Annotated in this window: 23 protein-coding genes; 12 read left to right on the top strand and 11 right to left on the bottom strand. The window is 62.1% G+C overall.

Features of this window, described 5'->3' with window-relative positions; all coding sequences use genetic code 11:
* The first annotated feature begins 321 nt into the window (after window positions 1–321).
* From M4J39_RS20435 to M4J39_RS20425, 3 genes are all read left to right on the top strand, one after another.
* The gene (locus tag M4J39_RS20435) at window positions 322–831 is read left to right on the top strand and encodes an HXXEE domain-containing protein (RefSeq protein ID WP_251730335.1); all 510 of its coding nucleotides are present in this window, start codon (window positions 322–324) and stop codon (window positions 829–831) included.
* 134 nt (window positions 832–965) lie between these two features.
* Window positions 966–1,448: a flavodoxin FldA gene (gene fldA / locus M4J39_RS20430; RefSeq protein ID WP_251730334.1), complete on the top strand. Its 483-nt coding sequence runs from the start codon at window positions 966–968 to the stop codon at window positions 1,446–1,448.
* Window positions 1,427–1,831: a DUF2023 family protein gene (locus M4J39_RS20425; RefSeq protein ID WP_251730333.1), complete on the top strand. Its 405-nt coding sequence runs from the start codon at window positions 1,427–1,429 to the stop codon at window positions 1,829–1,831. Before fldA ends, M4J39_RS20425 begins: the two co-directional genes overlap by 22 nt.
* A 9-nt stretch (window positions 1,832–1,840) precedes the next feature.
* On the opposite strand, the gene M4J39_RS20420 is transcribed toward M4J39_RS20425, so the two are convergent.
* From M4J39_RS20420 to M4J39_RS20410, 3 genes are all read right to left on the bottom strand, one after another.
* Window positions 1,841–2,560 carry an LrgB family protein gene (locus M4J39_RS20420; RefSeq protein ID WP_251730332.1) on the bottom strand — a complete coding sequence of 240 codons (720 nt, stop codon included), beginning with the start codon at window positions 2,558–2,560 and terminating at the stop codon, window positions 1,841–1,843.
* Entirely contained in the window at window positions 2,557–2,943 is a 387-nt protein-coding gene (locus M4J39_RS20415; protein WP_251730331.1) for a CidA/LrgA family protein, read from the bottom strand. The genes M4J39_RS20420 and M4J39_RS20415 overlap by 4 nt, the downstream gene beginning before the upstream one ends.
* Before the next feature lie 107 nt (window positions 2,944–3,050).
* Window positions 3,051–5,513, bottom strand: a complete 2,463-nt coding sequence (locus M4J39_RS20410; protein ID WP_251730330.1) for an EAL domain-containing protein — start codon at window positions 5,511–5,513, stop codon at window positions 3,051–3,053.
* Between the two features lie 179 nt (window positions 5,514–5,692).
* On the opposite strand from M4J39_RS20410, the gene M4J39_RS20405 reads away from it, so the two are divergent.
* The 5 genes from M4J39_RS20405 to M4J39_RS20385 all read left to right on the top strand — a co-directional run bounded on the left by M4J39_RS20405 (window position 5,693) and on the right by M4J39_RS20385 (window position 8,856).
* Window positions 5,693–6,046 (top strand): metalloregulator ArsR/SmtB family transcription factor, encoded by a 354-nt coding sequence (locus M4J39_RS20405; RefSeq protein ID WP_251730329.1) that lies wholly within the window; start codon window positions 5,693–5,695, stop codon window positions 6,044–6,046.
* Between the two features lie 121 nt (window positions 6,047–6,167).
* Window positions 6,168–6,506, top strand: coding sequence for a rhodanese-like domain-containing protein (locus tag M4J39_RS20400; RefSeq protein WP_251730328.1), 339 nt, complete (start codon window positions 6,168–6,170; stop codon window positions 6,504–6,506).
* Between the two features lie 133 nt (window positions 6,507–6,639).
* Window positions 6,640–7,440 (top strand): transporter substrate-binding domain-containing protein, encoded by an 801-nt coding sequence (locus M4J39_RS20395; RefSeq protein ID WP_251730327.1) that lies wholly within the window; start codon window positions 6,640–6,642, stop codon window positions 7,438–7,440.
* On the top strand, window positions 7,394–8,272 hold the full coding sequence (locus M4J39_RS20390) for an amino acid ABC transporter permease (RefSeq protein WP_251730326.1): 879 nt from the start codon (window positions 7,394–7,396) through the stop codon (window positions 8,270–8,272). The genes M4J39_RS20395 and M4J39_RS20390 overlap by 47 nt, the downstream gene beginning before the upstream one ends.
* Before the next feature lie 71 nt (window positions 8,273–8,343).
* A complete protein-coding gene (locus M4J39_RS20385) occupies window positions 8,344–8,856 on the top strand; it encodes a dihydrofolate reductase family protein (RefSeq protein ID WP_251730325.1) in 513 nt (170 codons plus the stop codon).
* A gap of 57 nt (window positions 8,857–8,913) precedes the next feature.
* Here M4J39_RS20385 and M4J39_RS20380 read toward each other — a convergent pair whose 3' ends face one another.
* From M4J39_RS20380 to panE, 4 genes are all read right to left on the bottom strand, one after another.
* Window positions 8,914–10,533: a methyl-accepting chemotaxis protein gene (locus M4J39_RS20380; protein ID WP_251730324.1), complete on the bottom strand. Its 1,620-nt coding sequence runs from the start codon at window positions 10,531–10,533 to the stop codon at window positions 8,914–8,916.
* On the bottom strand, window positions 10,508–11,032 hold the full coding sequence (locus M4J39_RS20375; RefSeq protein WP_251730323.1) for a PAS domain-containing protein: 525 nt from the start codon (window positions 11,030–11,032) through the stop codon (window positions 10,508–10,510). Before M4J39_RS20375 ends, M4J39_RS20380 begins: the two co-directional genes overlap by 26 nt.
* Before the next feature lie 284 nt (window positions 11,033–11,316).
* The gene (locus M4J39_RS20370) at window positions 11,317–13,761 is read right to left on the bottom strand and encodes a GH36-type glycosyl hydrolase domain-containing protein (protein ID WP_251730322.1); all 2,445 of its coding nucleotides are present in this window, start codon (window positions 13,759–13,761) and stop codon (window positions 11,317–11,319) included.
* Window positions 13,762–14,076: 315 nt separating this feature from the next.
* Complete coding sequence (panE, locus tag M4J39_RS20365) at window positions 14,077–15,000, bottom strand: 2-dehydropantoate 2-reductase (RefSeq protein ID WP_251730321.1); 924 nt, start codon at window positions 14,998–15,000, stop codon at window positions 14,077–14,079.
* Window positions 15,001–15,216: 216 nt separating this feature from the next.
* Between panE and M4J39_RS20360 the strand changes: the two genes are divergently transcribed.
* Together M4J39_RS20360 and M4J39_RS20355 are read left to right on the top strand one after the other, a co-directional pair.
* The gene (locus M4J39_RS20360; RefSeq protein ID WP_251730320.1) at window positions 15,217–16,056 is read left to right on the top strand and encodes an aldo/keto reductase; all 840 of its coding nucleotides are present in this window, start codon (window positions 15,217–15,219) and stop codon (window positions 16,054–16,056) included.
* Between the two features lie 94 nt (window positions 16,057–16,150).
* Window positions 16,151–17,314: an AI-2E family transporter gene (locus M4J39_RS20355; protein WP_371875488.1), complete on the top strand. Its 1,164-nt coding sequence runs from the start codon at window positions 16,151–16,153 to the stop codon at window positions 17,312–17,314.
* 17 nt (window positions 17,315–17,331) lie between these two features.
* Here the strand turns inward: M4J39_RS20355 and M4J39_RS20350 are convergent, their stop codons facing one another.
* Complete coding sequence (locus tag M4J39_RS20350; protein WP_251730319.1) at window positions 17,332–17,928, bottom strand: deaminase; 597 nt, start codon at window positions 17,926–17,928, stop codon at window positions 17,332–17,334.
* A 330-nt stretch (window positions 17,929–18,258) separates the two neighbouring features.
* On the opposite strand from M4J39_RS20350, the gene M4J39_RS20345 reads away from it, so the two are divergent.
* The gene (locus M4J39_RS20345; RefSeq protein ID WP_251730318.1) at window positions 18,259–19,242 is read left to right on the top strand and encodes a sensor domain-containing diguanylate cyclase; all 984 of its coding nucleotides are present in this window, start codon (window positions 18,259–18,261) and stop codon (window positions 19,240–19,242) included.
* A 328-nt stretch (window positions 19,243–19,570) separates the two neighbouring features.
* On the opposite strand, the gene M4J39_RS20340 is transcribed toward M4J39_RS20345, so the two are convergent.
* A complete protein-coding gene (locus M4J39_RS20340; protein ID WP_251730317.1) occupies window positions 19,571–20,377 on the bottom strand; it encodes a DNA adenine methylase in 807 nt (268 codons plus the stop codon).
* Window positions 20,378–20,762: 385 nt separating this feature from the next.
* Between M4J39_RS20340 and M4J39_RS20335 the strand changes: the two genes are divergently transcribed.
* Window positions 20,763–22,031 carry a type VI secretion protein ImpB gene (locus M4J39_RS20335; RefSeq protein ID WP_251730316.1) on the top strand — a complete coding sequence of 423 codons (1,269 nt, stop codon included), beginning with the start codon at window positions 20,763–20,765 and terminating at the stop codon, window positions 22,029–22,031.
* A gap of 327 nt (window positions 22,032–22,358) precedes the next feature.
* On the opposite strand, the gene M4J39_RS20330 is transcribed toward M4J39_RS20335, so the two are convergent.
* Window positions 22,359–23,147, bottom strand: coding sequence for a bifunctional 2-polyprenyl-6-hydroxyphenol methylase/3-demethylubiquinol 3-O-methyltransferase UbiG (locus tag M4J39_RS20330; RefSeq protein WP_251730315.1), 789 nt, complete (start codon window positions 23,145–23,147; stop codon window positions 22,359–22,361).
* Window positions 23,148–23,285: 138 nt separating this feature from the next.
* Window positions 23,286–23,657 (bottom strand): hypothetical protein, encoded by a 372-nt coding sequence (locus M4J39_RS20325; RefSeq protein WP_251730314.1) that lies wholly within the window; start codon window positions 23,655–23,657, stop codon window positions 23,286–23,288.
* Between the last annotated feature and the right edge of the window lie 39 nt (window positions 23,658–23,696).

The following is a 23,696-nucleotide window of genomic DNA, read 5'->3' as shown; positions in this document are numbered from 1 at the left end:
TGCTTCACCGCCACCACCACCTCGCCAGCCCCGGCAACCGGCTCGGCGATCTCGTGAAACGAACTCAACCCACTGCCGTCGATCTTCAATGCAAGCATGGCCGCCTCCCGCCGAAACGCAATCCGCCGGCAATCGACCATGGCGCGTTTCTGTCTATTATCGATATCTAGACAAACTAGCCTTGCGTTGTCAAAGCGTATTTTGGCGCGCTGACCAGCCCATTCGCGCTATCGCGCCCGACGTGCTACCATGGATCGACGCCGCCAAGACCGCCGTCGCATCCTTCGGCCCGGCCGGTCAGGTCCAGCAAGGAGGTGTGTCATGACGCCCGCCGCGCTCTATTGGCTGTTTGCGCTTGCCATTACGGTTCACAATCTCGAAGAGGGGCTTTTCCTGCCGGCCTATGCGGGCGCCACGTCGCGCCTTTCCGGTCGGGTCACGCCGTTCGCCTTCCGCTTCGCCCTGGTGGTCCTGACCGCCGCCGCCTATGTGGTGGTGGCTCTCGCCGTCGCCGGCAGTCACCAGGCGACCCAACTGCTGGCCGGCCTCGCCGTGGTGATGGTCGTCAATGCGGTGGTTCCACACCTCGCTCTGACCGTGGCGTTTCGTCGCTACGCGCCGGGAACGGGCACGGCCCTATGCATCATGCTGCCGTTGTCGTTGCTCGTCATTGCCCACGGCCTTGCCGCCGACGCCATGAGCGGAAGAAGCCTGTTGATCGCCACGGTCGTGGTCGCTGTGGTGCTGATCGTAGTCATCCCCTTGCTGTTTGTGGCCGGACGTTTCGTTGAACGGTACGCTTCCCGCCTGTCGGCAAACGGAGCGACGTAGCCACGTACCACACCGGTCGCCTCTCCGAAGGGGGCTCTGCGGGATTGCCCTAATTGCAAGTGCATCGCAACTGCAATTAGGTTTCATCAAGGTCGAGGCCGCAAGGCTCCGTCGCAGCAGAGAGGAAAAGGGAAATGACCGTTCACGTGATCTATGGGTCGGACTCCGGCCGCACCAAGGCGGCTGCCGGCAAGATCGCCGCCAAGCTCGACGCCAAGGTCATCAACATCAGCGATGCGACGGCGGCCGACTTCGAGGGGTGCGATCTCCTCGTGCTCGGCTCGCCCACCTACGGAGAGGGCGATCTCCAGGCGGATTGGGAAAGCGGCATCGACGTGCTCGGGGAGGCCGACATCTCGGGCAAGAAAGTGGCCCTGTTCGGCCTTGGCGATCAGAGCACCTACCCGGACAGCTTCGTCGATGCCATGGGCACGCTCTATGAAGCAGTGCTGAAAAAGGGCGCCGACGTCATCGGCTTCACCGACACCAAGGGGTATGAGTTCGAGGGCTCGACCGCCGTCCGTGACGGTCAGTTCGTTGGCCTCGTTCTCGATCAGGACAACCAGGCGGGCAAGTCCGAGAAGCGGATCGCGGCATGGACCAGCCAGATTCTCTGACCTCCGTCAGCGGCCGCATCGTCAACCACTCCCTCTACGAGTTGGACAAGGGCGTGCGGCACCTGTTCATGCTGACCGTCTCCTGGGCGGATCTGCCGGGCGTCGTCGCCCGGCTGGCCGCCGACCGGGTGGACCATTACGTCCATCGGCTCAACGATAGCCGCGTCAACCTGTTCTTCGGGCGGGCGGCCCTGGTGGAGACGGTCCGCCGCTTCGTTGACAAGCCGCTTTGCGAGCTGACGGCGGAAGAGGATTTCATGCTTGGTACGTTGCTCGGCTACGACCGCGAACAGCAGTGCCGCCGCTATCTCGAACGGACGGCCATGTCTGACCGGCAGCCTTATGTCGGCGACGGGATGTCTGCAACGGCGTCCCTGTGCTGAGCAACCGCCTCAGCCGCCGATGAGCGAGGCCGCCAGCGGCACCAGAACCGCCGTCAGAAGGCCGTTCAGGCTCATACCGACGCCGGCGAAGGTGCCGGTGAGCGGGTGCACCTGGAAGGCGCGCGCCGTGCCGACGCCATGGGCGGCAAGACCGACCGCGAAGCCGCGTGCCCTGCGGTCGGTGATGTGCAGGACGTTCAGGAGCGGCGTCGCCATCACGGCGCCGGCGATGCCGGTGGCGACCACGATGATCGCCGTCAGCGAGGCGTCACCCCCGACCGACTCCGAGATGCCCATGGCGACGCCCGAAGTCGCGGATTTCGGCAGCGACGAGATGGTGATCATCGCGGGCAGGTCGAAGATGGCGGCGCAGACGATCACCGAGCCGATGGTGGCTGCCGATCCGACGGCGAGCGCGGCGACGATCGGCACCAGAGAGCGCAGGACGACGCGCCGGTTCTCGTAAAGCGGCAGGGCGAGCGCGACGGTGGCCGGTCCGAGCAGGAAGTGGATGAAGTAGGCGCCGTCGAAATAGGTTTCGTAGGGCGTGCCGCTGGCGACGAGGATCGTGCCGATCACCCAGACCGAGTGAAGAACCGGGTTGGCAAGCGGGTTACGCCTGGCCAGCAGCGACAGGCGATCGACGATCGTGTAGACGACGAGGGTCAGCGTCAGCCAGAACAGCGCGCCGCCGGTAAGGTGGGCCCACAAGCCTTCGGACGCGTTCATTCCTGGCTCTCCGTGGGGGCGGGGAACCAGCGCGAAACGAGCCGGAAGGTGTAAGCCGTCACGGCGATCGAGAAACCCGTGGTCACCACGATGATGGCGAGTACGCCGACGACGTTCGCTTCAAGGATGCCGAGGCGCTGGACGATGCCGACGCCGGCCGGAACGAACAGCAGCGCCATCTGCTGCACCAGCGTTTCGCAGGTCTTGTCGATCTCCTCGCTGCGAAGAGAAAAGGGCAGCCATTCCCAACGATCCCGCACCAGGAAAAAGCCGAACAGCAGCACCAGACCTACGACCGGGGCCGGCACGGGCAAATGCGTCGTATAGGCGAAAATTTCACCGAGGAGCTGGCAGAGCAGCACCACCGCGAGTCCGACGACCATGGGAGATCCTCAGGCAGGTTTCAACGTGGCACCCGAATAGTCGACCTTGCCGACCTCGTCCAATGCGTAGTTCGCGACGCAGCCGCGCGCTTTGCTTCGGTGACGGGTCAGGCCCCGCGCGCAATCGACTGCAGCACCTCGTCGCCCGTCAGACGGGCGGGGCGACCGAACAGGAAGCCTTGCGCCTCCTCGCAGCCTTCCTCTTCCAGGATGCTGAGCTGGCCGACGGTCTCGACGCCCTCGGCCAGCACCGGTACGTCCAGGCTGCGGCCGAGCGCCACCACGGCCTTGACGATGGCCCGCGAGTCCTCTTTCTCCTCGGCTTCCGACAGGAAGGAGCGGTCGATCTTGATCTTGTCGAAGGGGAACGAGTTCAGCGTGTCGAGCGAGGAATAGCCGGTCCCGAAATCGTCGAGCGCCACGGTGACGCCTAGCGCCTTGAGCTGTCTCAGGACATGCAGGGCATGCGCCTTGTCGCCGATGATGGTCGACTCGGTGATCTCCAGCTCGAGTCGTTGCGGCGCGAAGCCGGTCTCGAGCAGCGTTTCGTGAACCAGCTTGACGATGTCGTCGTTGGCAATCTGCACCGGCGACAGGTTGACGGCGACGCGGAGGTTGTCGCTCCAGGCCGTGGCGTCCTGGCAGGCGCGCCTTAGCACCCAGCGGCCGATCGGCAGGATGGCGCCGCACTCCTCGGCTATGGGGATGAACGCGTCCGGCGGCACGGCGCCACGCGTCGGATGCGTCCAGCGGATGAGGGCCTCGTAGCCGATGGTCTCGCGGGAGCGGATATTCTTCTGCACCTGATAGGTCAGATGGAACTCTTCCCGGTCGAGCGCGTCCCACAGGTCCCGTGCCATGGTCCGCCGCTCGCGCGAGGCTTCGTCCATTTCCGCCTCGTAGAAACAAACGTTCTGCGTCACCGACCGCTTGGCCCGATACTTTGCGAGATCGGCGTTGTTGACGAGCTGTTCCGCATCGACCGCGTCATCGGGATAGATGGCGACGCCGATCGACACGCTGACGGAAATGTCGTTCTCCTCGACGCGTATGGGATCGTCAAAGCACCGTTCCAGGCGGGCGATGAACTCGCCGACCTCCGTCTGGTGACTGAACTTCTTCAGCGCGCAATACTCGTCGCCGCCGATACGACCGACGAACTCTCCGTCCTGGGCCACGCTTTCCAGCCGGCGACCGATCGCCACGAGAACGGCATCTCCGGCGCCATGGCCTCGCTGGTCGTTGATTTCCTTGAACTGATTGAGGTCGAGACCGATCGCGGCAAGCTTGACGCCATTGTCGGCGGCCCATGCGAGGTCGAGGGCAAGGCGGTCATTGAACTGGGCGCGGTTGGGCAGGCCGGTGAGGGCATCGAAGCGCGACAGATAGGCGAGGCGTGCCTCCTGCGCCCGACGCTCGGTAACGTCCTCGACGGTGGTGACCCAACCGCCTTCGCCGGTGATCACGTGGGTGAAGGAAATGATCCGATCACCGAAGGTGTCTTCGCCTGACACCGGCTCGGCCTGCGTGAACAGGCGGCCGAGATGGCGGCCGAACAGCTCGGTGGTCGCGAAGTGGTGCTGGAGGTCGGGCGCCGCGGCGATCCGCCTGGCAATCAGGTCCTCGACGTCCTGCGCCGACAGCCTCGCTCCAAAGTCGTCTTCGGCCAGATCGAAGATATCCAGGAAGCGCTCGTTGACCAGCAACAGACGGTATTGCGCGTCGAAGAGAGCGAGCCCCTGGGTCATCGCGCGAAGCGCCATGTCGAGGTTGCCGGTTGCCTTTTCGAGCTTGCGCAACGCGACCACGTTGGTGGCTTCCAGCTTGTTCTTCTGGGCGAGATTGTTGCGAAACACCACCAGCGCCTCGGACAGGTCGCAGATCTCGCGGGCATGATCGGTGGGCTCGGGAACCTCGACCAGCTCGCCGGCGGCGAGGCGACGGGTGAGGCGGCTCAGTCGTTCGAGCGGGCTGACCACGATCACCCGCATAAGGAGCACGGCGAGCATCAGGACCGACAGAACGATGAAGGCGGCGAGCTGGATCCGATCCAGAATGCTCCGGCGCCAGTGGGCGTAATCGTCGTTGAGATCGATACGAGCCGAGAAGAAACCGGAGATACGAGTTGCCCCATCACCGAGAGTAAAGCCACGCCGCACGCTGAGATCGGTCTCGCCCCAGGTCACCATATCGTCGTTCGATACGGTGGAGTGTCCGTCGGAAGGTTCGCCGATCTCGATCCGGATCGTTTCGCCGGGATGGTTGCGGGCATAGATGTCGGCAATGGCGCGAAGGGAGCCGAGCGCGGCCTGGATGTCGGTCTCGTCCTGGCGGTTCTCCGCCTTTCCGGCCGGAATGGCGGTGAGCAGGTCGAGGCCGGCCTTCGCCCGATACATCGCCTCCGACTTGATGCCGTCAAGCTGCCGAGCGGTTTCGGTCACTCCGACGGCTAGCTGCAGGACAATGAGCATCAGGCCCACGATGGCGACCACGATCGCCTGCAACGACAGGACGCGAGGCCTGCGGAGGACCGCATCCTGAGGAGGCTGCATTTCCGAGAACGTTTTCATGACAACGGCGCCCGCCACCCGACCCGACATGTCGGCCGTCGAAAATAACCGTCTCTTTGATAACAATTCGCTAAGTCGCCTTGGCGTCATAGCCGGCCAGAAGATAGTCTCAGGATTGGAATTGCCAAGTTGCGTATATTTGAATATTATGAGGTTGCTAAAGCACGAGGGTACAGACTATGCCGGCGTCGGTCGAATCCAGCCTTTGCGAGCCATTCGCCAATCCGCTCGATGTCATGGAGTCGCGAGCCGAGGAGGCTGCCCGGCTGCTATCGGCGTTGGGCCAGTCCAAGCGACTAATGGTTCTCTGCCGTCTTGTCGATAACGAGATGTCCGTCGGGGCGCTCGCCGAGTCCGTCGGGCTCGGCCAGTCGGCATTGTCGCAACATCTCGCCCGCCTGCGCGATCTCGGCATCGTGGCGACTCGTCGTGAAGCCCAGACCATCTACTATCGCCTGGCCTCGGACAATGCGCGCCGGCTGATCGGCTTGCTTTACGAGCTCTACTGCGCTCCGGCGGCGCAGAAGGGCTGATATCGGGCCGACGGTGCGATCGTCTCCGGGGCGACGGAGGAGTAGGTAAAATCCTTGACAGGTTATTTATATTAGAATATTCGTATCTACGGCCGTATCATATGAACAGGTTGGAGTTCCAATGCTCTCCTTCTTCAATCGCAACGCTCTCAAGACGCTGACGCCACAGGAGGTCAAGGACCTTCTCGACCGCGAGGCCATTCATCTCGTCGATGTGCGCGAGGCGCATGAGTGGAGCGACGGGCACATTCCAGGTGCCCTTCATCGTCCACTTTCCAAGCTGTCCGCCTGGGTCGGTGAGCTGCCGCAGGACAAGCCGGTGGTCCTCTACTGCCTCTCGGGCGGGCGATCGGGGCAGGCGCTCTCCTTGTGCAAGTCCGCAGGGCACGCAGTGGAAGGTCATATGGGCGGCGGCATCAGCGTCTGGCGGATGAATGGACTGCCGGTGACGCGGGACTGATTCGGTCTTTGCCGATCAAGCCGAAAGGCAAGTAAACCCTTGCCAGTCTTGCGCGAAAAAGCCAATAGTGGCCCTCACGCGCCGGCGACGAAGGGATCTCGTTCCGGCTACCTCAGCGACGGAGGATCCTTTCATGCAGGTTGTTGCGAGGGCGGCGGCTGCCGCCGCCGTTCTGTTGTCCGCTTTCGTATCCCAGGCCAGTGCCGCCGAGTTGCCCGATCTCGAGGGACGTACCATCATCGCGGTCACGGAGAATGCCTACGTTCCGCTCAACTTCGCCGATCCGAAAACGGGCGAGGGGATCGGGTGGGAATACGACGCCTTCAACGAGATCGCCAAGCGTCTCAACGCAAAGGTCGAGTGGAAGCTGACGTCGTGGGACGCCATGATCCAGGCGGTGCGCGACGGGCAGTTCGACGTCGGCATGGATGGCATCACCATCAACGACGAGCGCAAGCAGCAGGTCGACTTCTCCGATCCCTACATGGTCTCCGAGCAGCTCATGCTGGTGCGAGCCGACGAGGATCGCTTCACCGACGGTCCCTCCTTCGCCGCTCTCAAGGATGGTCTGGTTGGGGCCCAGCCCGGCACCACCAACTTCTACGTCGCCATCTACAACGTGCTCGACGGCGACGAGAAGAACCCGCGCGTCAAGCTGTTCGAGACGTTCGGCGCTTCGGTGCAGGCGTTGAAGGCCGGCGATGTCGATACCGTGCTGATGGACAAGACCTCGGCCGACGGTTACATCGGCGCCCAGCCCGGTGCCTTCAAGGTCGTCGGCGGTCCGCTCGGCCGCGAGGAATTCGGCTTCATCCTCAAGAAAGGCTCCGACCTTACCGCCCCGATCAATGCCGCCATCGCCTCCATGAAGGCCGACGGCACCATCGATGCGCTCAACAAGAAGTGGCTCTACGACTACAAGAGCCAGAACTGAGCCGACCTTGAGCTCGAATGAGACCCGTCGCCGCGAACTGCCCTTGTGGCTGATCGCGGCGATTCTCCTTGCCATCGCCTTTGGCCTCGTCATCGGTTCCGACGAGAACTACCGCGTCATCTTCGGTGCCGTGGCGACCGGCGTTTGGGTGACTGTCTTCGTGACGGTCATCGCCTACGTTCTTGCCTGCGTGATCGGTCTTGGCGTCGCTTCGGCCGGCCTGTCGAAACACCGCCTTCTGCGCGAAGCCGCCACCTTCTACGTCGAGATCATTCGCGGCGTGCCTGTGCTGGTACTCCTGTTCTACATGGCTTTCGTGGCCGCACCGGCGCTGATTGTTCTGTGGAACCTCGTCACCGCGCCGTTGCAGGCCGCTGGTATCCTGGAGCCGGCCAGCGTCCGCGATTTCGACCTTCTGTGGCGTGCGGTGGTGGCGCTGGTCATTTCCTATTCGGCCTTCCTGTCGGAGATCTTCCGCGCGGGCCTGCAATCGGTCGATCGCGGCCAGATCGAGGCGGCCAAGGCCCTAGGTCTCAGCCGCTTCAAGGTCTTCCGTCTGATCATCATGCCTCAGGCTTTCAGAACGGTCCTGCCGCCGCTTGGCAACGATTTCGTCGCGATGATCAAGGACTCGTCTCTGGTCTCGGTGCTCGGCGTGCAGGACGTGACGCAACTCGGCAAGGTCTACTCGTCCGGCACCTTCATGTTCTTCGAGACCTACAACGTCGTTGCCTACGTCTACCTGTTGATGACCGTCTCGCTTTCGCTTGCCGTTCGCGGCCTGGAAAGCCGCCTGCAGCGCCACCGCGATTTCATCGGGGATCGTCGTTGACGACGGTGGGCTGCTGACGCAACCGGGCAGGGCTGCCGATATCATGCGGCTCCCGAAACCGGAGGCACGCTATGATCTGCGGATACATTGCTTCGACGCTCGACGGCTATATCGCTGCTCCCGACCACAGCTTTTCCTTTCTCGATCCCTATCCGGCCGAGGATGCCGGTTACGAGGAGTTCTATGCCGGCATCGGCACGCTGGTGATGGGGCGCACGACCTATGACGTTTGTCGCCGGACCATGCCGTCCTGGCCTTACGCCGGCAAGCGCCTGATCGTCGTGACCTCACACGCGATCGAGGATTTGCCGCCCGATGCCGAAACCTGGTCGGCCGGCGTCGATGCCCTGATCGATCATCTCCGCGCCAACGTCGAGCAGGATGTGTGGATCGTCGGCGGCGGGCGGCTGCAACAGGCTTTCATCGACCGCGACGCGCTGGATCGGCTCGACCAGTTCATCGTTCCGGTCGTCCTCGGCGATGGCATCCCGCTTTATCCCGATGTGGCGCAACCCCGAACGCTGAAACTTGCCGAGGTCGGGCGCTTCGGCCAGATCGCCCATCTTCGACTCGAACGGCAGTGAACGAGAAACGGCGCCGAGCGTGGCCGGCGCCGTCAACTCCTTCGCCGAGCGGAGATCTCAAGCCGCGACAGCCTTGGATCGGCCTTTGCCCACCAGGTAGCGCAGGCGGTTGGACGCTGCCGGCGTCATTTCGGCGACCTTGAACTCGACGCCAATGTTGTTGTCGCGGATCCAGCGCACGGTGCCCGGCACCGCGATGTCCTTTTCGCCCGAGATCCGAATCTCGTCGCCGATCTTCAGCGGTGGCAACTGGCCGGCAAATCGGGCACCGGTCAGGGAAATGTCGACACAGGTGGCCGTCGCGGTTCCCCTCTCAGAGGTGATGGTCACGGTGTGGCCGCCGGGCACGCGCTCTGCGGCTTGACGGCGATCGAGCGGTCCGCGCCGCAACCTGACAAGGAACTCGCGCACGGTGACCGAAAGGCGATCACCCTCGGAGGACAGAGCGCCGGAGGTCGAGAACAGGCTTTGCGCCAGCGTGGATGTTTCGCGGGCGATGCCGGTGATCCCCGATATTCGGTCCGACACCTGCCTGGTGCCCTCGGAGGCGTTGTTCACTCCCTCGGCGATCTCCGTTGTGGCGGCGATCTGCGCTTCGATCGAGCCGCGCATGTCCGACGTGATGGAATTGATTTCGGCGATGGTTCCGCCGATGCCGGCGATGCTGCCGACGGCGGCGCGGGTTGCCGACTGGACGTCGGAGATATGCCGGGTGATCTCGCCCGTGGCCGCGGCTGTCTGAGAGGCAAGCGCCTTCACTTCCTGGGCGACCACGGCAAATCCCTTGCCGGCTTCGCCCGCCCGTGCAGCTTCGATGGTGGCATTGAGAGCCAGAAGATTGGTCTGCTCCGCCACCTGCTCGATCAGGCCGATGACGGTGCCGATCTTCTCGGCGGCATCCGACAGGCCGGCGACGATGCGTTTGGTTTCCTCGGCGCGATTGACGGCATCCTGGGCAATGGCGGCCGAACGTTCGATCTCGCGGCCGACGTCGCGAGCCGAACCGGTGAGTTGCGCCGCAGCCTGAACGACCCGCTGAACGTCGGTGGAGGCCATGCTCGAGCTGGACGCCGCGTCCGTGGCGCGCTGGTCCGTCGAACTGGCGCCTTCCCCAAGGCGCGTCGCCGCGCCGCCCATGTCGCGCGAGGCGTTGACGAGGCTTTCGACGATCGAGTTGATGGTGGCGCCGAACTCGTCGGTGGAAACCTCGAAGGCCTGGACGCGATCCTGGATCATGTCGGTGGCTTCGTTGATGGTCGAGGAGGCGCGGAGCAGGGCGCCTTCCATGCCGTTGGGCAGAATGCGGCGGTAGTAGCGGTTCAGGCGAACGGCCTCCATGGCGGCACTGGCTTCGCGCACGAAGGCATCGATGTGGTCGGCCATGTCGTTGATGGCCTCGGTAAGCTGACCGGCCTGGCCCCATTGATCGAAAATCAGGTCGCGGGTCTCGAAGTCGCCCTGACCGAGGGCGCGTGCTACCCGGATCGACCGTCCGACGGCGGCATGGAGGCGTATGGCGATGACAAGACTTGCCGCAGCGCCGACGATGCCCGCGACGATCAACGAAAGGGCCAGCACAGGCATGTCAGCTACCAGGCTGCCGGCCGCGCCTGCGAGCAGCAGGATGATCGCCACGCCCGGGGCGAACGCTTCAAAGCGAGAAGATGAGTTCGTCATAGCTGGCGGCTTTCGATTTCACGATGCTCATGAGCTGGGCGAAAGAGGCAGCCAGTCCCTCCTTGGGGCTGGCATGCGAGGCTTCGATGCGAAGCAGCTCTCCGTAAAGCGGCTCGATCACCTCCCGAACCACGCGGCGGTCGGGCACGCGTCGGCTGGAGTGATAGCCGGCAACCCGGCCCTCGCTGTCAAACGAAGGGGTGACGTGCGCGAAGACCCAGTAGAAGGCGCCGTTGCGTGCCATGTTCTTCACATAGGCGAAAATCTCGCGCTCCTCGCCGATCTGGTCCCAGAGCAGCTTGAAGACGCAGCGCGGCATGTCGGGATGGCGAATGATCGAGTGGGGCGCGTTCATGAGCTCGGCGCGGCTGTAGCCGCAAATCCTGGAGAACGTTGAGTTCGCGTAGGTAATCCGCCCCTTGAGATCTGTTTTGGAAACAATGATTTCGTTGGGAAGAAACGTGATTTCCTCAGAGGTCGGCTGAACGCGCGGCTTCATGAGCTGCACCTCGATGCACCAGGCTATTATCGATCAACCATGGCCGGGCAGTCGTAAACAAAGCATAACGCGCTCGAAATATGTCGCCTGACCGAGACGAAAAGGTAATTTTACGTATATGGCCTTGCGCGTTTCTTCAGGTGCGGCAAGCAGATAGTTCTATCCGCTGAAATAACAATCCCTCACGACCAAATGGGTGGTCGGGTGCTGAGGAATGGTTCGTCGAGCAAGAAAAAGGGCGCCACCAAGGGCGCCCTTCCGGATTTGTTCTTGAACGTCGACGATCAGCCCAGAACGGCTTCGACCTTGACCGTCTTCACGCCCTTGGCCGGCGGCGGCACGATGTCGCCGTCAACAGGCTTGCCGTCGACCGTGAGCGACACCGTGTTGCCGGCGCCGTTCCGCTTCACCGAGATGTCGTAGGTGACGCCGCGGAAGGTGCGGCTCGCCGTGAACCCGGTCCAGCGCTCCGGCACCACCGGGGCGATCCTGAGGCCGGTGTACTCGGGACGGATGCCGAGGATCCACTGTGTGATGGCGTAGTAGTTCCAGGCTGCCGTGCCGGTCAGCCAGGAGTTCTTGGCTTCGCCATGAGTCGGCGCGTCGCGGCCGGCGATCATCTGGGCGTAGACGTAGGGCTCAAGCCGATGAACGTCCGATATGTTCTCGCGCACCGACGGCGAGATGCGGCTGTAGTAATCGAAGGCTGCGTCGCCGTTGCCAAGCACCACTTCGCCGATGATCACCCAGGGATTGTTGTGGCAGAAGATGCCGGCGTTTTCCTTGTAGCCGGGCGGGTAGGTCGAGATCTCGCCATACTCGATGTAGTAGCGGCTATAGGCCGGCTGCTGCAGCACGATGCCGTGCGGCGTGGCGAGATGCTTGCGCACCGCGTCGAGTGCCGAGCGGGCCTTGCCGTCGTCGACGCCAATGCCGGCCAGCGCCGCGAAGCCCTGGGACTCGATGAAGATCTTGCCTTCCTCGTTCTCCTTGGAGCCGATCTTGCGGCCGAAATCGTCATAGGCGCGCACGAACCACTCGCCATCCCAGCCATGGGTGCGGACCGTCTCGTCCATCTTCTTGGCGACGTCAGCGTAGAAGGTGGCGTCGTCGGCCTTGCCGATCTGAGCCGCCAGGGCGGACAGCTCGCGGGCCGACAGCACCATCAGCGCGCCGATGAATACCGACTCGGCCACCTTGCCGTCCTTGCTGGTGGTCGTTTGGAACGACTGGCCGGGCGTGTCGGAGAAGCAGTTGAGGTTGAGGCAGTCGTTCCAGTCGGCGCGACCGATCAGCGGCAGGCCATGCGGGCCGAGACGGTCGAGCGCGTATTGGATCGAACGGCGCAGATGCTCGTAGAGCGGCGCTTCGGTTCCCTGCTGATTGTCGAAGACGACGGGCTCGTCGAGGATCGAGAAATCGCCGGTCTCCTTGAGATATGCGGCGACGCCGATGATCAGCCAGTGCGGATCGTCGTTGAAATCGCCGCCGATGTCGTTGTTGCCCTTCTTGGTCAGCGGTTGGTACTGGTGATAGGCGCCGCCGCTCGACAGCTGGGTCGCCGCGAGATCGAGAATGCGCTCGCGTGCCCGCGACGGCACCATGTGCACGAAGCCCAGAAGATCCTGGTTGGAATCGCGGAAGCCGAGGCCACGGCCGATGCCGGTTTCAAACGACGACGCCGACCGCGACATGTTGAAGGTGGCCATGCACTGGTAGGCGTTCCAGATGTTGACCATGCGGTTGGCATGCTCGTCGGGCGAGGACACCTGATAGACGCCCAGCAGATTGTCCCAATGCTTGCCAAGAGCCTCGAAGGCCGCCTCGACGTTCTTGACGTCGCGGTACTTGGCGATGATCGGCTTGACGGTTGTCTTGTTGACTGTCTGCGAACCCGGCGGATCGAACTTCTGTTCGTTCGGGTTCTCGTGATAGCCGAGCACGTAGATGATCTGGCGGCTCTCGCCGGGCGCGAGCGTCAGCTTCACGTGGTGCGAGCCCATCGGCGACCAGCCGTGGGCGATCGAGTTGCGCGACTTGCCTTCCTCGACGGCGACCGGCTTGTTCCAGCCGCGCCACGGCCCGAGGAAGCTTTCGCGCTGGGTGTCGAAACCGGCGAGCGGCTCCGAGCAGGAGAACCAGGCGAAGTGGTTGCGACGCTCGCGATACTCGGTCTTGTGGTAGATGACCTCGTCTTCCACTTCGACCTGACCGGTCGAGAGGTTGCGCTGATAGTTGGTGGCGTCGTCGTTGGCTTCCCAGAGACAGAACTCGACCGAGGAGAAGAGCGAAACGTCGGCCGGCGTCAGGCGCTCGTTGGTGATCGTCGTCTGCCAGATCTCCAGCGTCTCGTCGAGCGGAACGAAGTAGCGCGTGGCGGTCCGGATGCCGGAACGCTTGGCCGAGATGGTCGAGTAGCCCATACCGTGCCGGCAGCTGTAGTCCTCGAGTTCTGACTGGGTCGGCATCCACGACGGCGACCAGTAGTCGCCGCTGGCATTGTCGCGAACGTAGACGTAGCGACCGCCGAAATCGGCCGGCACGTTGTTGTAGCGGCCACGGGTCAGTCGGCGCAGGCGGGCGTCGCGATAGTAGGAATAACCGCCACCGGTGGCGGACAGGATGCCGAAATAGCCCTGGCAGCCGATGTAGTTGATCCACGGCAGCGGCGTATCCGGCCGCGTGATCACATACTCGCGGGCCTTGTCGTCGAAATAACCATACTTCATGGCGGCATCCTGCTTGTCGATGCTATGCTCCCGCCTGGGCGGGCAGAAAAATCGAGGCGAACGCGTCCTCCCCGGGGCAAGCCGAGCAGCGTTCGGCGCACCTCTTAGCACAGTTGCGCCCAAGGCAGAAGCGTAACGTTTCGAATTTGGCAAACCCTAGGAATTCTACCGGGTGGAGGCCGGCCGAAAACCTCCGGTCCCTCCCGGTTTTGGCGGAAGAGGCGGAAAAACCTGGCCGCACCCGCCAATTGCGAGGTAAGCTTCTGCAGCAACTCATCCTGAACACTGGAAACGTTCAGGATGGGCATGTCATTTCTACTCGGAGCGCCGCCGCGCCGCGTAGACTCCGAGGTGAATGGCCGCCAGATGGAGGTAGGGCGTGTTCACGCCGACCGAGGCTGCGCGAGCAAGCAGATCGTCTATGATCTCATCATTCTCGACCGGCAGCCCCTTGATGAGGTCGCGGTACATGGAGGCGGTCATCGGCGAGCCGGCGGCGGTGAGCAACTGGCGCGTCGCCTCGAGATAGCCAGGATCGGGCGCCTTGCCATGGGCGGTGGCGACCGCCGTCACTTCATCGAGCAGCGCCTCGATGAAGGCGCGGCCGCCCTGGCGGGCGACGATGTCGCCGACGGTGCCGCGCATCAGGCAGGTGGCCGCGCCAAGGCTGGCGAGGAGAACCCACTTCTCCCAAAGCTCGCGACCAATGTCCTCGGAGAGCCGTGCATCGAAACCGGCTCCCTTGAAGAAAGCGTCGATCGCCTCGATGCGCGGGCTGCGGCTGCCGTCATGTTCGCCGTAGACCAGTTCGTGCAGCGGCGACATCTGGATGATGCGGCCGTGATCGTCGAGCCGGGCGTTGATCTTGCAGAAGCTGCCGATCACCTTGTCGGCGCCGAAGCGTTCCGACAACACGTCGAAGTGCTTGAGGCCGTTCAGCACAGGCAGGATCAGGGTATCGGGGCTGATCGCCGGAGCTATGTCGTCCATCGCGGCCTGGAGCGAGTAGGCCTTCACGCTCATCAGAACCAGATCGTAGCTCTGCCCGAGCGTGTCGGCGGTCGCGATTTTCGGCTCGATCCGGGTCTCGCCCTTGGGATCGACGATGACGAAGCCGTTCCTGGCGATTTCGGCCACTCGCTTGGGGCGGATGAGGAAGGTGACGTCGCGACCGGCGGCAGCCAGCCGTCCGCCGAAGTAGCCGCCGGTGGCGCCGGCGCCGACCACGAGTAGCCGCATGAAGCATCCTTTCGAAAACACACTGTCCGGCGCGCAAGACGCGGGCGTGGCGGCACGATAGAGGATTCCAGCCACTGGCGTCACGTGTTTGGCACTGGCGTCCAACGAAAAGAGCGGCAATCCCCCTGCGAAGCGGATCGGCTGCTATACTCCTGCCGCACCCACCGATCATGTTCGTTCAATCTGCTTGGCGAATGCGCTGGAAAACCAAAGGAGATGCCGATGAAGACCGTTCGTTTGCCCGGCGGCGAGGACGTGCCGACGTTGGGGCTCGGCACCTGGATGATGGGCGACGATCCTGGCCGGCGCGCCGAGGAAATCGCGGCGCTTCGCCGGGGGCTCGACCTCGGCATGACGCTGATCGACACCGCGGAAATGTATGGCGAGGGGGCGTCCGAGCGGTTGGTGGGCGAGGCGATCGCCGGCCGGCGCGACGAGATCTTCCTCGTGTCCAAGGTCTATCCGCACAATGCCTCGCGAGAGGGTACGGTCGCCGCCTGCGAGCGGTCGCTGAAACGCCTTGGCACCGACCGGCTCGATCTCTATCTGCTCCATTGGCGCGGAAAATACCCGCTCGCCGAGACTGTGGCGGCCTTCGAAGGGCTGAAGTCGGCCGGCAAGATCCGTCACTGGGGCGTATCCAATCTCGATGCCGATGACATGGAGGAGTTGCTGGCCGTGCCGGGTGGCGAGGCGGTGGCCGCCAACCAGGTGCTGTACAATCTGTCGCGTCGAGGCATCGAATGGGATTTGCTGCCCGCCATGCAACGGCGCGGCGTGCCTGTGATGGCCTATTCGCCTGTGGAACAGGCGAGACTTCTGAACAACAGGCAGCTTCTGGCGCTGGCTGCCGACCATGGCGTCAGCGGTGCGCAACTGGCGCTTGCCTTCGTGCTTGACCGCGATGGCGTCATCGCCATTCCCAAGTCGGGGCGCGCCGCTCACGTCGAGGACAACGCCGGAGCGCTCGATGTCGTCATGACCGACGAACTGCGCGGAGCCCTCGATGGGCTGTTCCCGCCGCCCCGCCGGGCGACGTCGCTGGAGATGATCTGACGAACGGAACCTTTGAAGGACGCGGTTGTTGCGGCCGCTCCGGCGATAGCCCATAAATCGCCTCTCCGAGATGTTCTGACGGGAAGCCCGCCCTGTGACCGATCCGCGAAGTCTGCCGCCGAAAGATCAACTCCGCTGGCTGGGCGCCGTCCCCTCGGGTCGTGTGCCCATTGTGCCGTTGATCGCCGCGGCGCGTTGGCTGCTGCTGCTCGTCGTCATCGCCGGAATCTACTTCTTCAGCGGGTTCGTCGTGCCCGTGCTCGCCGCCCTGGTGATCGGTTTCGCCACATGGCCGCTGTTTCGCGATCTCACCCGGCTTTGCGACGGCAACACCAAGCTCAGCGCCTCGATCGCCCTCGTCTGTATCTTGCTGTTTCTGATCGTACCGATGCTGGTGGCGGTGAGCTTTGCTCTGGAAGAGTTCCGGGGGTGGTTCAGCTGGCTTGTCGAGGCCAACAGGAGCGGCGTGGCCGTTCCGCCCTGGATCACCGCCCTGCCGATGGTTGGAGACTGGCTGACCGCGCAGTGGAACCTTCACGTCGGTCCGCCCGGCGCCATCGGCGAGCTCATCCAGATCGTCTCCGGCGCCAACATGGGCAACATCTACAGGGCCGTCATGACGGCCGGTGGCGAGGCCTTCCGGCTGTTGCTGATGCTGCTGTTCATGATGATCGCCCTGTTCTTCGTCTACAAGGACGGCAGTGTCCTCGTTGAACAGATCGATCTCGTTGGCGAACGCATTCTGCCGACGCGCTGGGCGCGCATTTCTCGCATTGTTCCGGCTACCATCAGCTCCACCGTGACGGGCATGACGCTGATCGCCATCGGCGAGGGTATCGTTCTCGGTGTCGCCTACTGGATTGCCGGCGTACCGTCTCCGGCCATATTCGGCGTCATCACCGGCGTCATGGCGCTGATCCCGGGCGGGGCTCCGCTCAGCTTCACCCTGATTTCGATCTACCTTGCGGCCAGTGGGCATCTCGTCGAAGGTGCCGCTCTTTTTACCTGGGGAACGGTCGAGCTGTTTATCGTCGACAAGACGCTGCGGCCACGCCTTGTCGGTGGCCCTATCAAGCTCCCTTTTCTGCCGACCTTTTTCGGCCTCGTGGGCGGCGTGAAGACCATGGGTTTCCTCGGCTTGTTCATCGGCCCGGTTCTGATGGCATTGCTGGTCGCCATCTGGCGCGAGTGGCTTACCGAGTTGCGGGGGGAGGGCGCGAGGCCGGCCGAGCCGCCGAGCGAGCCACCGCTTGCGTGAAGGGCCGATCAAAAACTCTACTTGAGCGGAATGGCCGTCTCGGCCTTGCCACCCTGATAGATGTCCGACAGCTTGGCATACTCCGCTCGAATGGCATCGGCCCGGGCCTGGAAGCCCGCACGGGCGGTGTCGTCGCATACCGCGATCAGGTCGGAGATATGCTCACTGTGCCAGAAGGCGTTGGTGCGCCGGTAGCCGCCGGGCTCCAGGGTGAAGACCTCCTGCAATATCCTGAGATCGTGTGGGATGGCGAAGGCATCCCTCGAGTCTTCATGACTGAAGAAATAGAAGAAATTATCGAATCCGGCCCAGGTGATTGCCGACAGGCACATCGAACAAGGTTCGTGCGTCGACAGGAAAAGCAGATCGCTGGTGCTTGGTCGATCCTTGAGTTCATAGAATGTCTTGATGGTGTGTACTTCGCCGTGCCAGAGCGGGTTCTCGGTCTCGTTGTTCGTCCCCGCGAGCACGACGGAATAGTCGCTCTTGTCGAGCAGGGCGGCGCCAAACACCTTGTTTCCGGCGGCAATACCGTCGCGCGTCAGCGGCAGTATGTGCCGTTCGATGGCGACGAGCAGTGCATCGACCAGCCGTTCCCGTCGTTCTCCAGCCAACTCTGCCCCTCCAACTTCCTGAACATCCGTCGATCATCGCCGGTCCCCTTTGGAAGCACAAGAAGCAACGGCCGAAATCGTCCGCTCGCCCGGCGGTTTGGCTACTGCCGAACGAAGTGAGGCTTTGGCTCGCTCAGTCGTTTAAGTGGATGTGTTTGTACATGTATTGAGTGGCGAGAATCTTGATGAAAACTACGATTACTGTGACCAGTATTATCCATCCAGCTCATTGCGTGTAGAGGCGGATTCTGTGAACCATGGATTGGTGTGAAAAAATCGACCAGATGACCCACTTGTACGATGATATTCTGACCGTAGGACGAAGATGCCATGCGTTGCGGATTGAATGCAAAGGAGGGACTGGAAGCCGGCTTTGAACAGACCGGAGATTTCGGAAATGAGGACAAGGATTCGCATTGCCGCGATGTAACGGTTTTACTTGAGCGAATTCGCTTTCTTGGCGACAGGGTGGATGCCCTGATGAATATCCATCACGCATCAATCCTTGTAATTGATCCTCAAAGTGGAAAAATCATTGATGGGAACAAGGAGTCCGTCACCCGCTATGCCGGAAGCCGGGAGCGGCTGCTTTCGATGTCGGTGGACGAGATAAACACGCTCTCCAGATCCGAGATTGCCGCCAGAATGAAGCAGGCGGTCTCCAACCGGCATCACTTCGAGTTCAAGCACAGGCTGGTCAACGGCGTCGTGCAGGACGTCGACGTCTACAGCGGCCCGATCATGTTCGACGGGCGACAAGCCCTGATATCGTTCATTCATGACGCGACCCGTCGCAAGGCGACGGAGCGCAAACTGCATCTGCTCGCCACCACCGATCCCCTGACAAAATGCTCCAACCACAGGCACTTCCTCTCGGGTCTCCGTCGGGAGTTTCGGCTGGCCAGGCGCCGACGGGCCGGGCTGGGCTTCGCAATGGTCGACCTCGATCATTTCAAGCGCATCAACGACACGTTCGGGCACCAGGTTGGTGACCGCTTGCTGAGACGTGTTGCCGGTGTGCTTCAAAAGCGGCTTGCGGGTCACGGAGCCTTGGGGAGGCTCGGTGGCGAAGAGTTCGGCATCGTCTTGTCGGAGACAGCCCTCGACCGTGCGGATCGTGTCTTGAACGATCTCAGGACGTCGGTGCGCGCTGTTGTCGTCCCGACCGATCTGGGGCCGGCTTCATGCACCATAAGCATCGGTGCGGCGCTGCTTTCATCGGACGACTCGAACGAGATGTCGCTCATGAGTCGGGCCGACCAGGCGCTCTATAGCGCCAAGGCCGCGGGCCGCGACCGCGTGGCAGTTTTCTAGCCCGGCATCATGGCGCGGGTGTCGCGCTTCGGTTCGGGCGAGCTCGGATAAAAGCACTGGAAGGAAAAGGACTCAGGGGCTTCCGTGAGGAAGGAAGTGGCTGGGGTGGCAGGATTCCAACTTGGTGCGCAAGTTATATTAAGTCATTGATATTTATGGATATATTACGATTTTCATTGAGTGTCGATTTAGCGATTCTATCCCGATTCCTATCTCATAATCTATCTCAGGCGTTTCACTTTCAATCAAACCCTCTGTCGGCCGTCAGCAGGGCTCGGGGGAGGGCGATTGCCCTCCCCAATAGATCGCTATCGCGAGCCGGCTCTCCCTACCGACAGGACGTGATTATCAGCTCCTTTGCCTCTGTTTGCCCCTTGCTGCTCAACGAGTAGGACAGGCCGACAGGCTCCAAATTGAAGCCCGCGAACACCTCACGCACTTCCGGGCGATCGTTGATGGAGAGGATAAAACGTCCGCGAATCGTCCGCAGTTGCTCGGCGAGGCGTTCGAAGTCAGCACGACCGAAAACGCCCGGACCGTAGTCGCTTTCCGAGCCCCAATAGGGTGGGTCGAGATAGAACAGCGTCTCCGGCCGATCATAGCGCTCGATGAACGCCGCGTAGCCAAGGTTCTCGATGATCACCCCGGCGAGCCGTTCGCTGATGTCTGCCAGCATCGGGCCGAGCTTGGTAACGTCGAAACGGGCAGGGTAGCCGACGGACACACCGAAGTTTCGGCCGGCGACTTTGCCGCCGAAGGCTAGGCGCTGAAGGTAGAGGAACCGGGCCGCCCGTTCGAGATCGGTCAGTGTCGCCGAGTCGACGGCTAGCAACCTCTGAAACTCCTGTCGACTGGTGAGCTGGAACCGAAGCATGTCCATCAAAGCCACATAGTGCCGTTGAAGGACGCGGAATAGTGTGACGACATCACCGGAGACGTCGTTCATCACTTCGGCCTTCGGAGCACGGCGCCGACGCAGGAACACGCCGCCCATGCCAACGAACGGCTCGGCGTAGGTTTGGTGGGGGATTTCCTCGATCATACGAACGAGACGCGAGGAAAGAAGCTTCTTTCCGCCGATGTAGGCGGCCGGCGGCGTGACAGGTTCCACAGAACGATAGGTGAGCGAATCCATTGAGAACATTCCATGAACATGCTATCGCACCGCCCGCGCACCGGGCGCTCGGCGGATAGCCTCCATGAGATGAGCAGGCTGGGCAGGCCTTGGGTAAAAGAAGGGCCTGCGGCGGAGGGGCGTTGGCGCGCCCCGATGCTCCGCCGGTGTTGGTGTGCGAGAGACGACGAAGCGCTCTCCTCAGTTGGGAAGATGTGAGCTTGGCGATGCGACTTCGGCTGGCTGTAGGGAGCAGGCTAGATCAAGCCGAATTCAGCAAAACCACGATCCGCACCAGCCCCTGACTCCTCTTGTCAGTTGACAATAAGCAGCATCTAGAAAGAGAACGTAAAGAGAACATTGTGCGGCAGCGTAGCGCTGCGGCACTGATCGCGAGACGACGGAAATGCGGAAGCCTGATACGATAGAGCGCTTATACCTTGATTTTGATGGCTTTTTTGCAAGTGTCGAACAGCAATGCGACAAGCGGCTGAGAAACCGCCCGGTTGGCGTCGTCCCATTCGAGGGGCTGGGCGATCGGGGGATGCTGATCGCTGTCTCGCGCGAGGCGAAAGACGCCGGCATCACGTCGCTGATGTCTGTCCGGGACGGTTTGGCCAAGTGTGCCGATCTGCTCACTGTTCCGCAGAAGCCCGACCTTTACAGGCGGGCGCACAACGCCCTGCTATCCGAGATCGAGACGGTTATTCCTATCGATACCGCGAAGAGTATCGATGAGCTGACGTGCATTCTCGACGAGGATGGACGGCTTCAGCCCGAAGACTTGGCGCATCGTGTGAAGGCCGCGATCCGCGAGAACATTGGCCCGTTCATCACCGCGACCGTAGGCTTTGCCGCAAACCGGCAGCTGGCGAAGATGGCGTGCAAGGCGGGGAAGCGCTCACGAGGTCGCTACGGCGATGGTTTGGCGATCTGGAAGCCGGAGGACATGCCGGCCCCTCTTTTCACGGTGCGAATGGAAGACATACCCGGCGTGGGCAGCCGTCTGGCCTCGCGCCTACGCGGCATGGGCATTTTCAGCACCGAAGATCTGTACAACCTCCAGCCAAAGCACATGCGCAAGATCTGGCGCAACGTCACCGGCGAGCGGCTTTGGTACGCCCTGCACGGCTATGACATTCAAGCCCAGGCCAGCCAGCGCGGCATGTTCGGCCATGGGCGGGTTCTTCCGCCAGAAGCGAGGAACCCCAAAGCGGCGCGGGAGATAACGCGGCTCCTGCTTATCAAGGCCGCGCGGCGCCTCCGTCGTGAGTACTATTACGCTGGGGGCATCTGGCTTTGGCTTTCCATCACTGATGGCTCTTGGTTTCGTCAAATGCCGCTTCCGATCGTCAATGACGATCAAGCCATCCTCTCCGCCCTCAGTTCTCTTTGGGGGCACTTCGCCGACGATCATCCGGGGCGAACAACAATCTTCCGGGTTGGCGTCACCCTGTACGACCTTTCGCCGGCCAGGGAACGACAGCTCGATTTCCTGTTGGCTGACGACGAGGAGCGACGCCGTTGGGAAGCGGCCACCACGGCAGTCGACGAACTCAACGCGAAGTATGGCGGCACCGTCGTCTCGCTCGGGCCTTGGAACCCGCCGGCCGGCGGCCACGTTGGCGGGAAGATCAGCTACACGCGCATTCCCTCGGCAGAAGATTTCTGGTGACATCATGGGCGGCTGGCAGACGAAGTTTCAGGTTCAGGATCTGGCAGACGGGCAGCGGCTCGAATGCCTGTGCCGACGGTGCGGGCATTTGCACTATCTGACCAAGGCCAGTCTTCCCGGCCGAGGCCAGGAGTTCATTGACGAGATCCAGCGTGGGGAGAAATGCCGCGCGAGAGGGTGCGGCGGGCCGGTGAGGATCTCTCTCGTGCGGCTCGACGAAATGTCGGGATTCGTTGGGGGTATGGCTTAAGCTCGGGAACACAAAAAAGCCGTCCACCAGCTTCCCGGCGGACGGCTCAGCCAACGTTGTAATGTATCGCCCTTGGTTTACTTATAGAAGCTCACGAACGAGTATTTCGACAGGAGCACCTCACGCGAGATGTTTAGGTGGAATTGCTCCATCTTCTCTTGCCAGTATTTTCCCCCCTTTTCCTTCCCTCGTAGGTCGCTCCGCAGAGCGCGCAGGCTCATGAAGTAGATAAAGGGGTAGACAATCGGAAAAAACCAAACAGAGGTTCGACTGATCTCGTTTTTGTGAACTTTGACACCGCTGAAACCAGCAATCTTGGCAAAGGCGCGCATTTGCTGAATTCCGATCAGGAAGAGGTGGCCATAGTACTTCTCGCCTTTGTCGTTTGTGCCCCATACACCATCGCAAGCACCCCAAGGAGTGTGCCTAACATGCTCGCTCTCAAAGGTGAGGAAGCTCAATCGAGACTGTATCGAGCTTTTGCTCGGCGTCGTAAGGAAGAGCTCCCCGCCAGGTTTTAGTATCCGGAAAATCTCCTGAAACACGAACAGCTGATTTGGAATGTGCTCGATCACCTCTTGAAAAATGACGATGTCTGCGGACTCGTCAGCGATCGGGAGTGGCTTCATAACGTCGACTTGCGCCGGCTTGTCTTCGAGCTTGCAGGAGTCGGGGATCAGATCGTAGAGCGAAACTTCCGCGCCCATGCTCCTGAGTATGGCGGCGGTGACACCATCACCACAGCACAGATCCACAATCTTCTTTCCCTTGAGATCGTCTCTCGAAGCCAGGTGTTTGGCGACGTTCTTTTTCACCCCCGTAAAGGGGCGGAGAGAAAACGGATTATGTGTGATGATGGAGGTCATAAAGTGCCTACTTGTCCTGCGCCAAGGGCTAGATATCGTTCGCAAGGTGAAGTTGTTACGCCACCCACGATGCATGGATCGTTCTTTCCGCAACCCTCCATGTCAAGCCTTCGTATCGATCTAGTAACAACTGCCGCGTTACGCCAAGCGTTTTTCCAACCACTTCCTCATGTAGTGGAAGCCTCCCTCCACGGCCGTCATACCGGTCAACCCCACCAGGAACGCGGCCAGCAAGTCACTCTGTCCTCGGTTGACGAACTCGGCGACGTCGACCACACCGACGAACCCGCCGGCCCACTTCAGAACCGCCCACGTTGCACCGGCCGCGACCTCGCCGGCATAGAAGACCAGCAGCACCCCGCCGGCAGTTTCGAGCAGCCGTTGCCGCCACGACTTGCGCGGCGGAAACAGGTTGCGGATGTAGGCGCCCGCAAGCGCCGGTGCCACCTTGCCCATGATCACCCCCAGTATTTCGGCCGCGCCAGGGATATGCGGCCCGATGTCTGCCATGTTCGCCCCATTGATCTGATTGCTTGGACGGCGGGGCGC

The sequence above is a fragment of the Pleomorphomonas sp. NRK KF1 genome (assembly GCF_023721755.1).
Lineage (GTDB): Bacteria > Pseudomonadota > Alphaproteobacteria > Rhizobiales > Pleomorphomonadaceae > Pleomorphomonas.
Note: the sequence above shows the minus strand (reverse complement) of the source record. Positions and strands in the feature narration are given on the sequence as shown.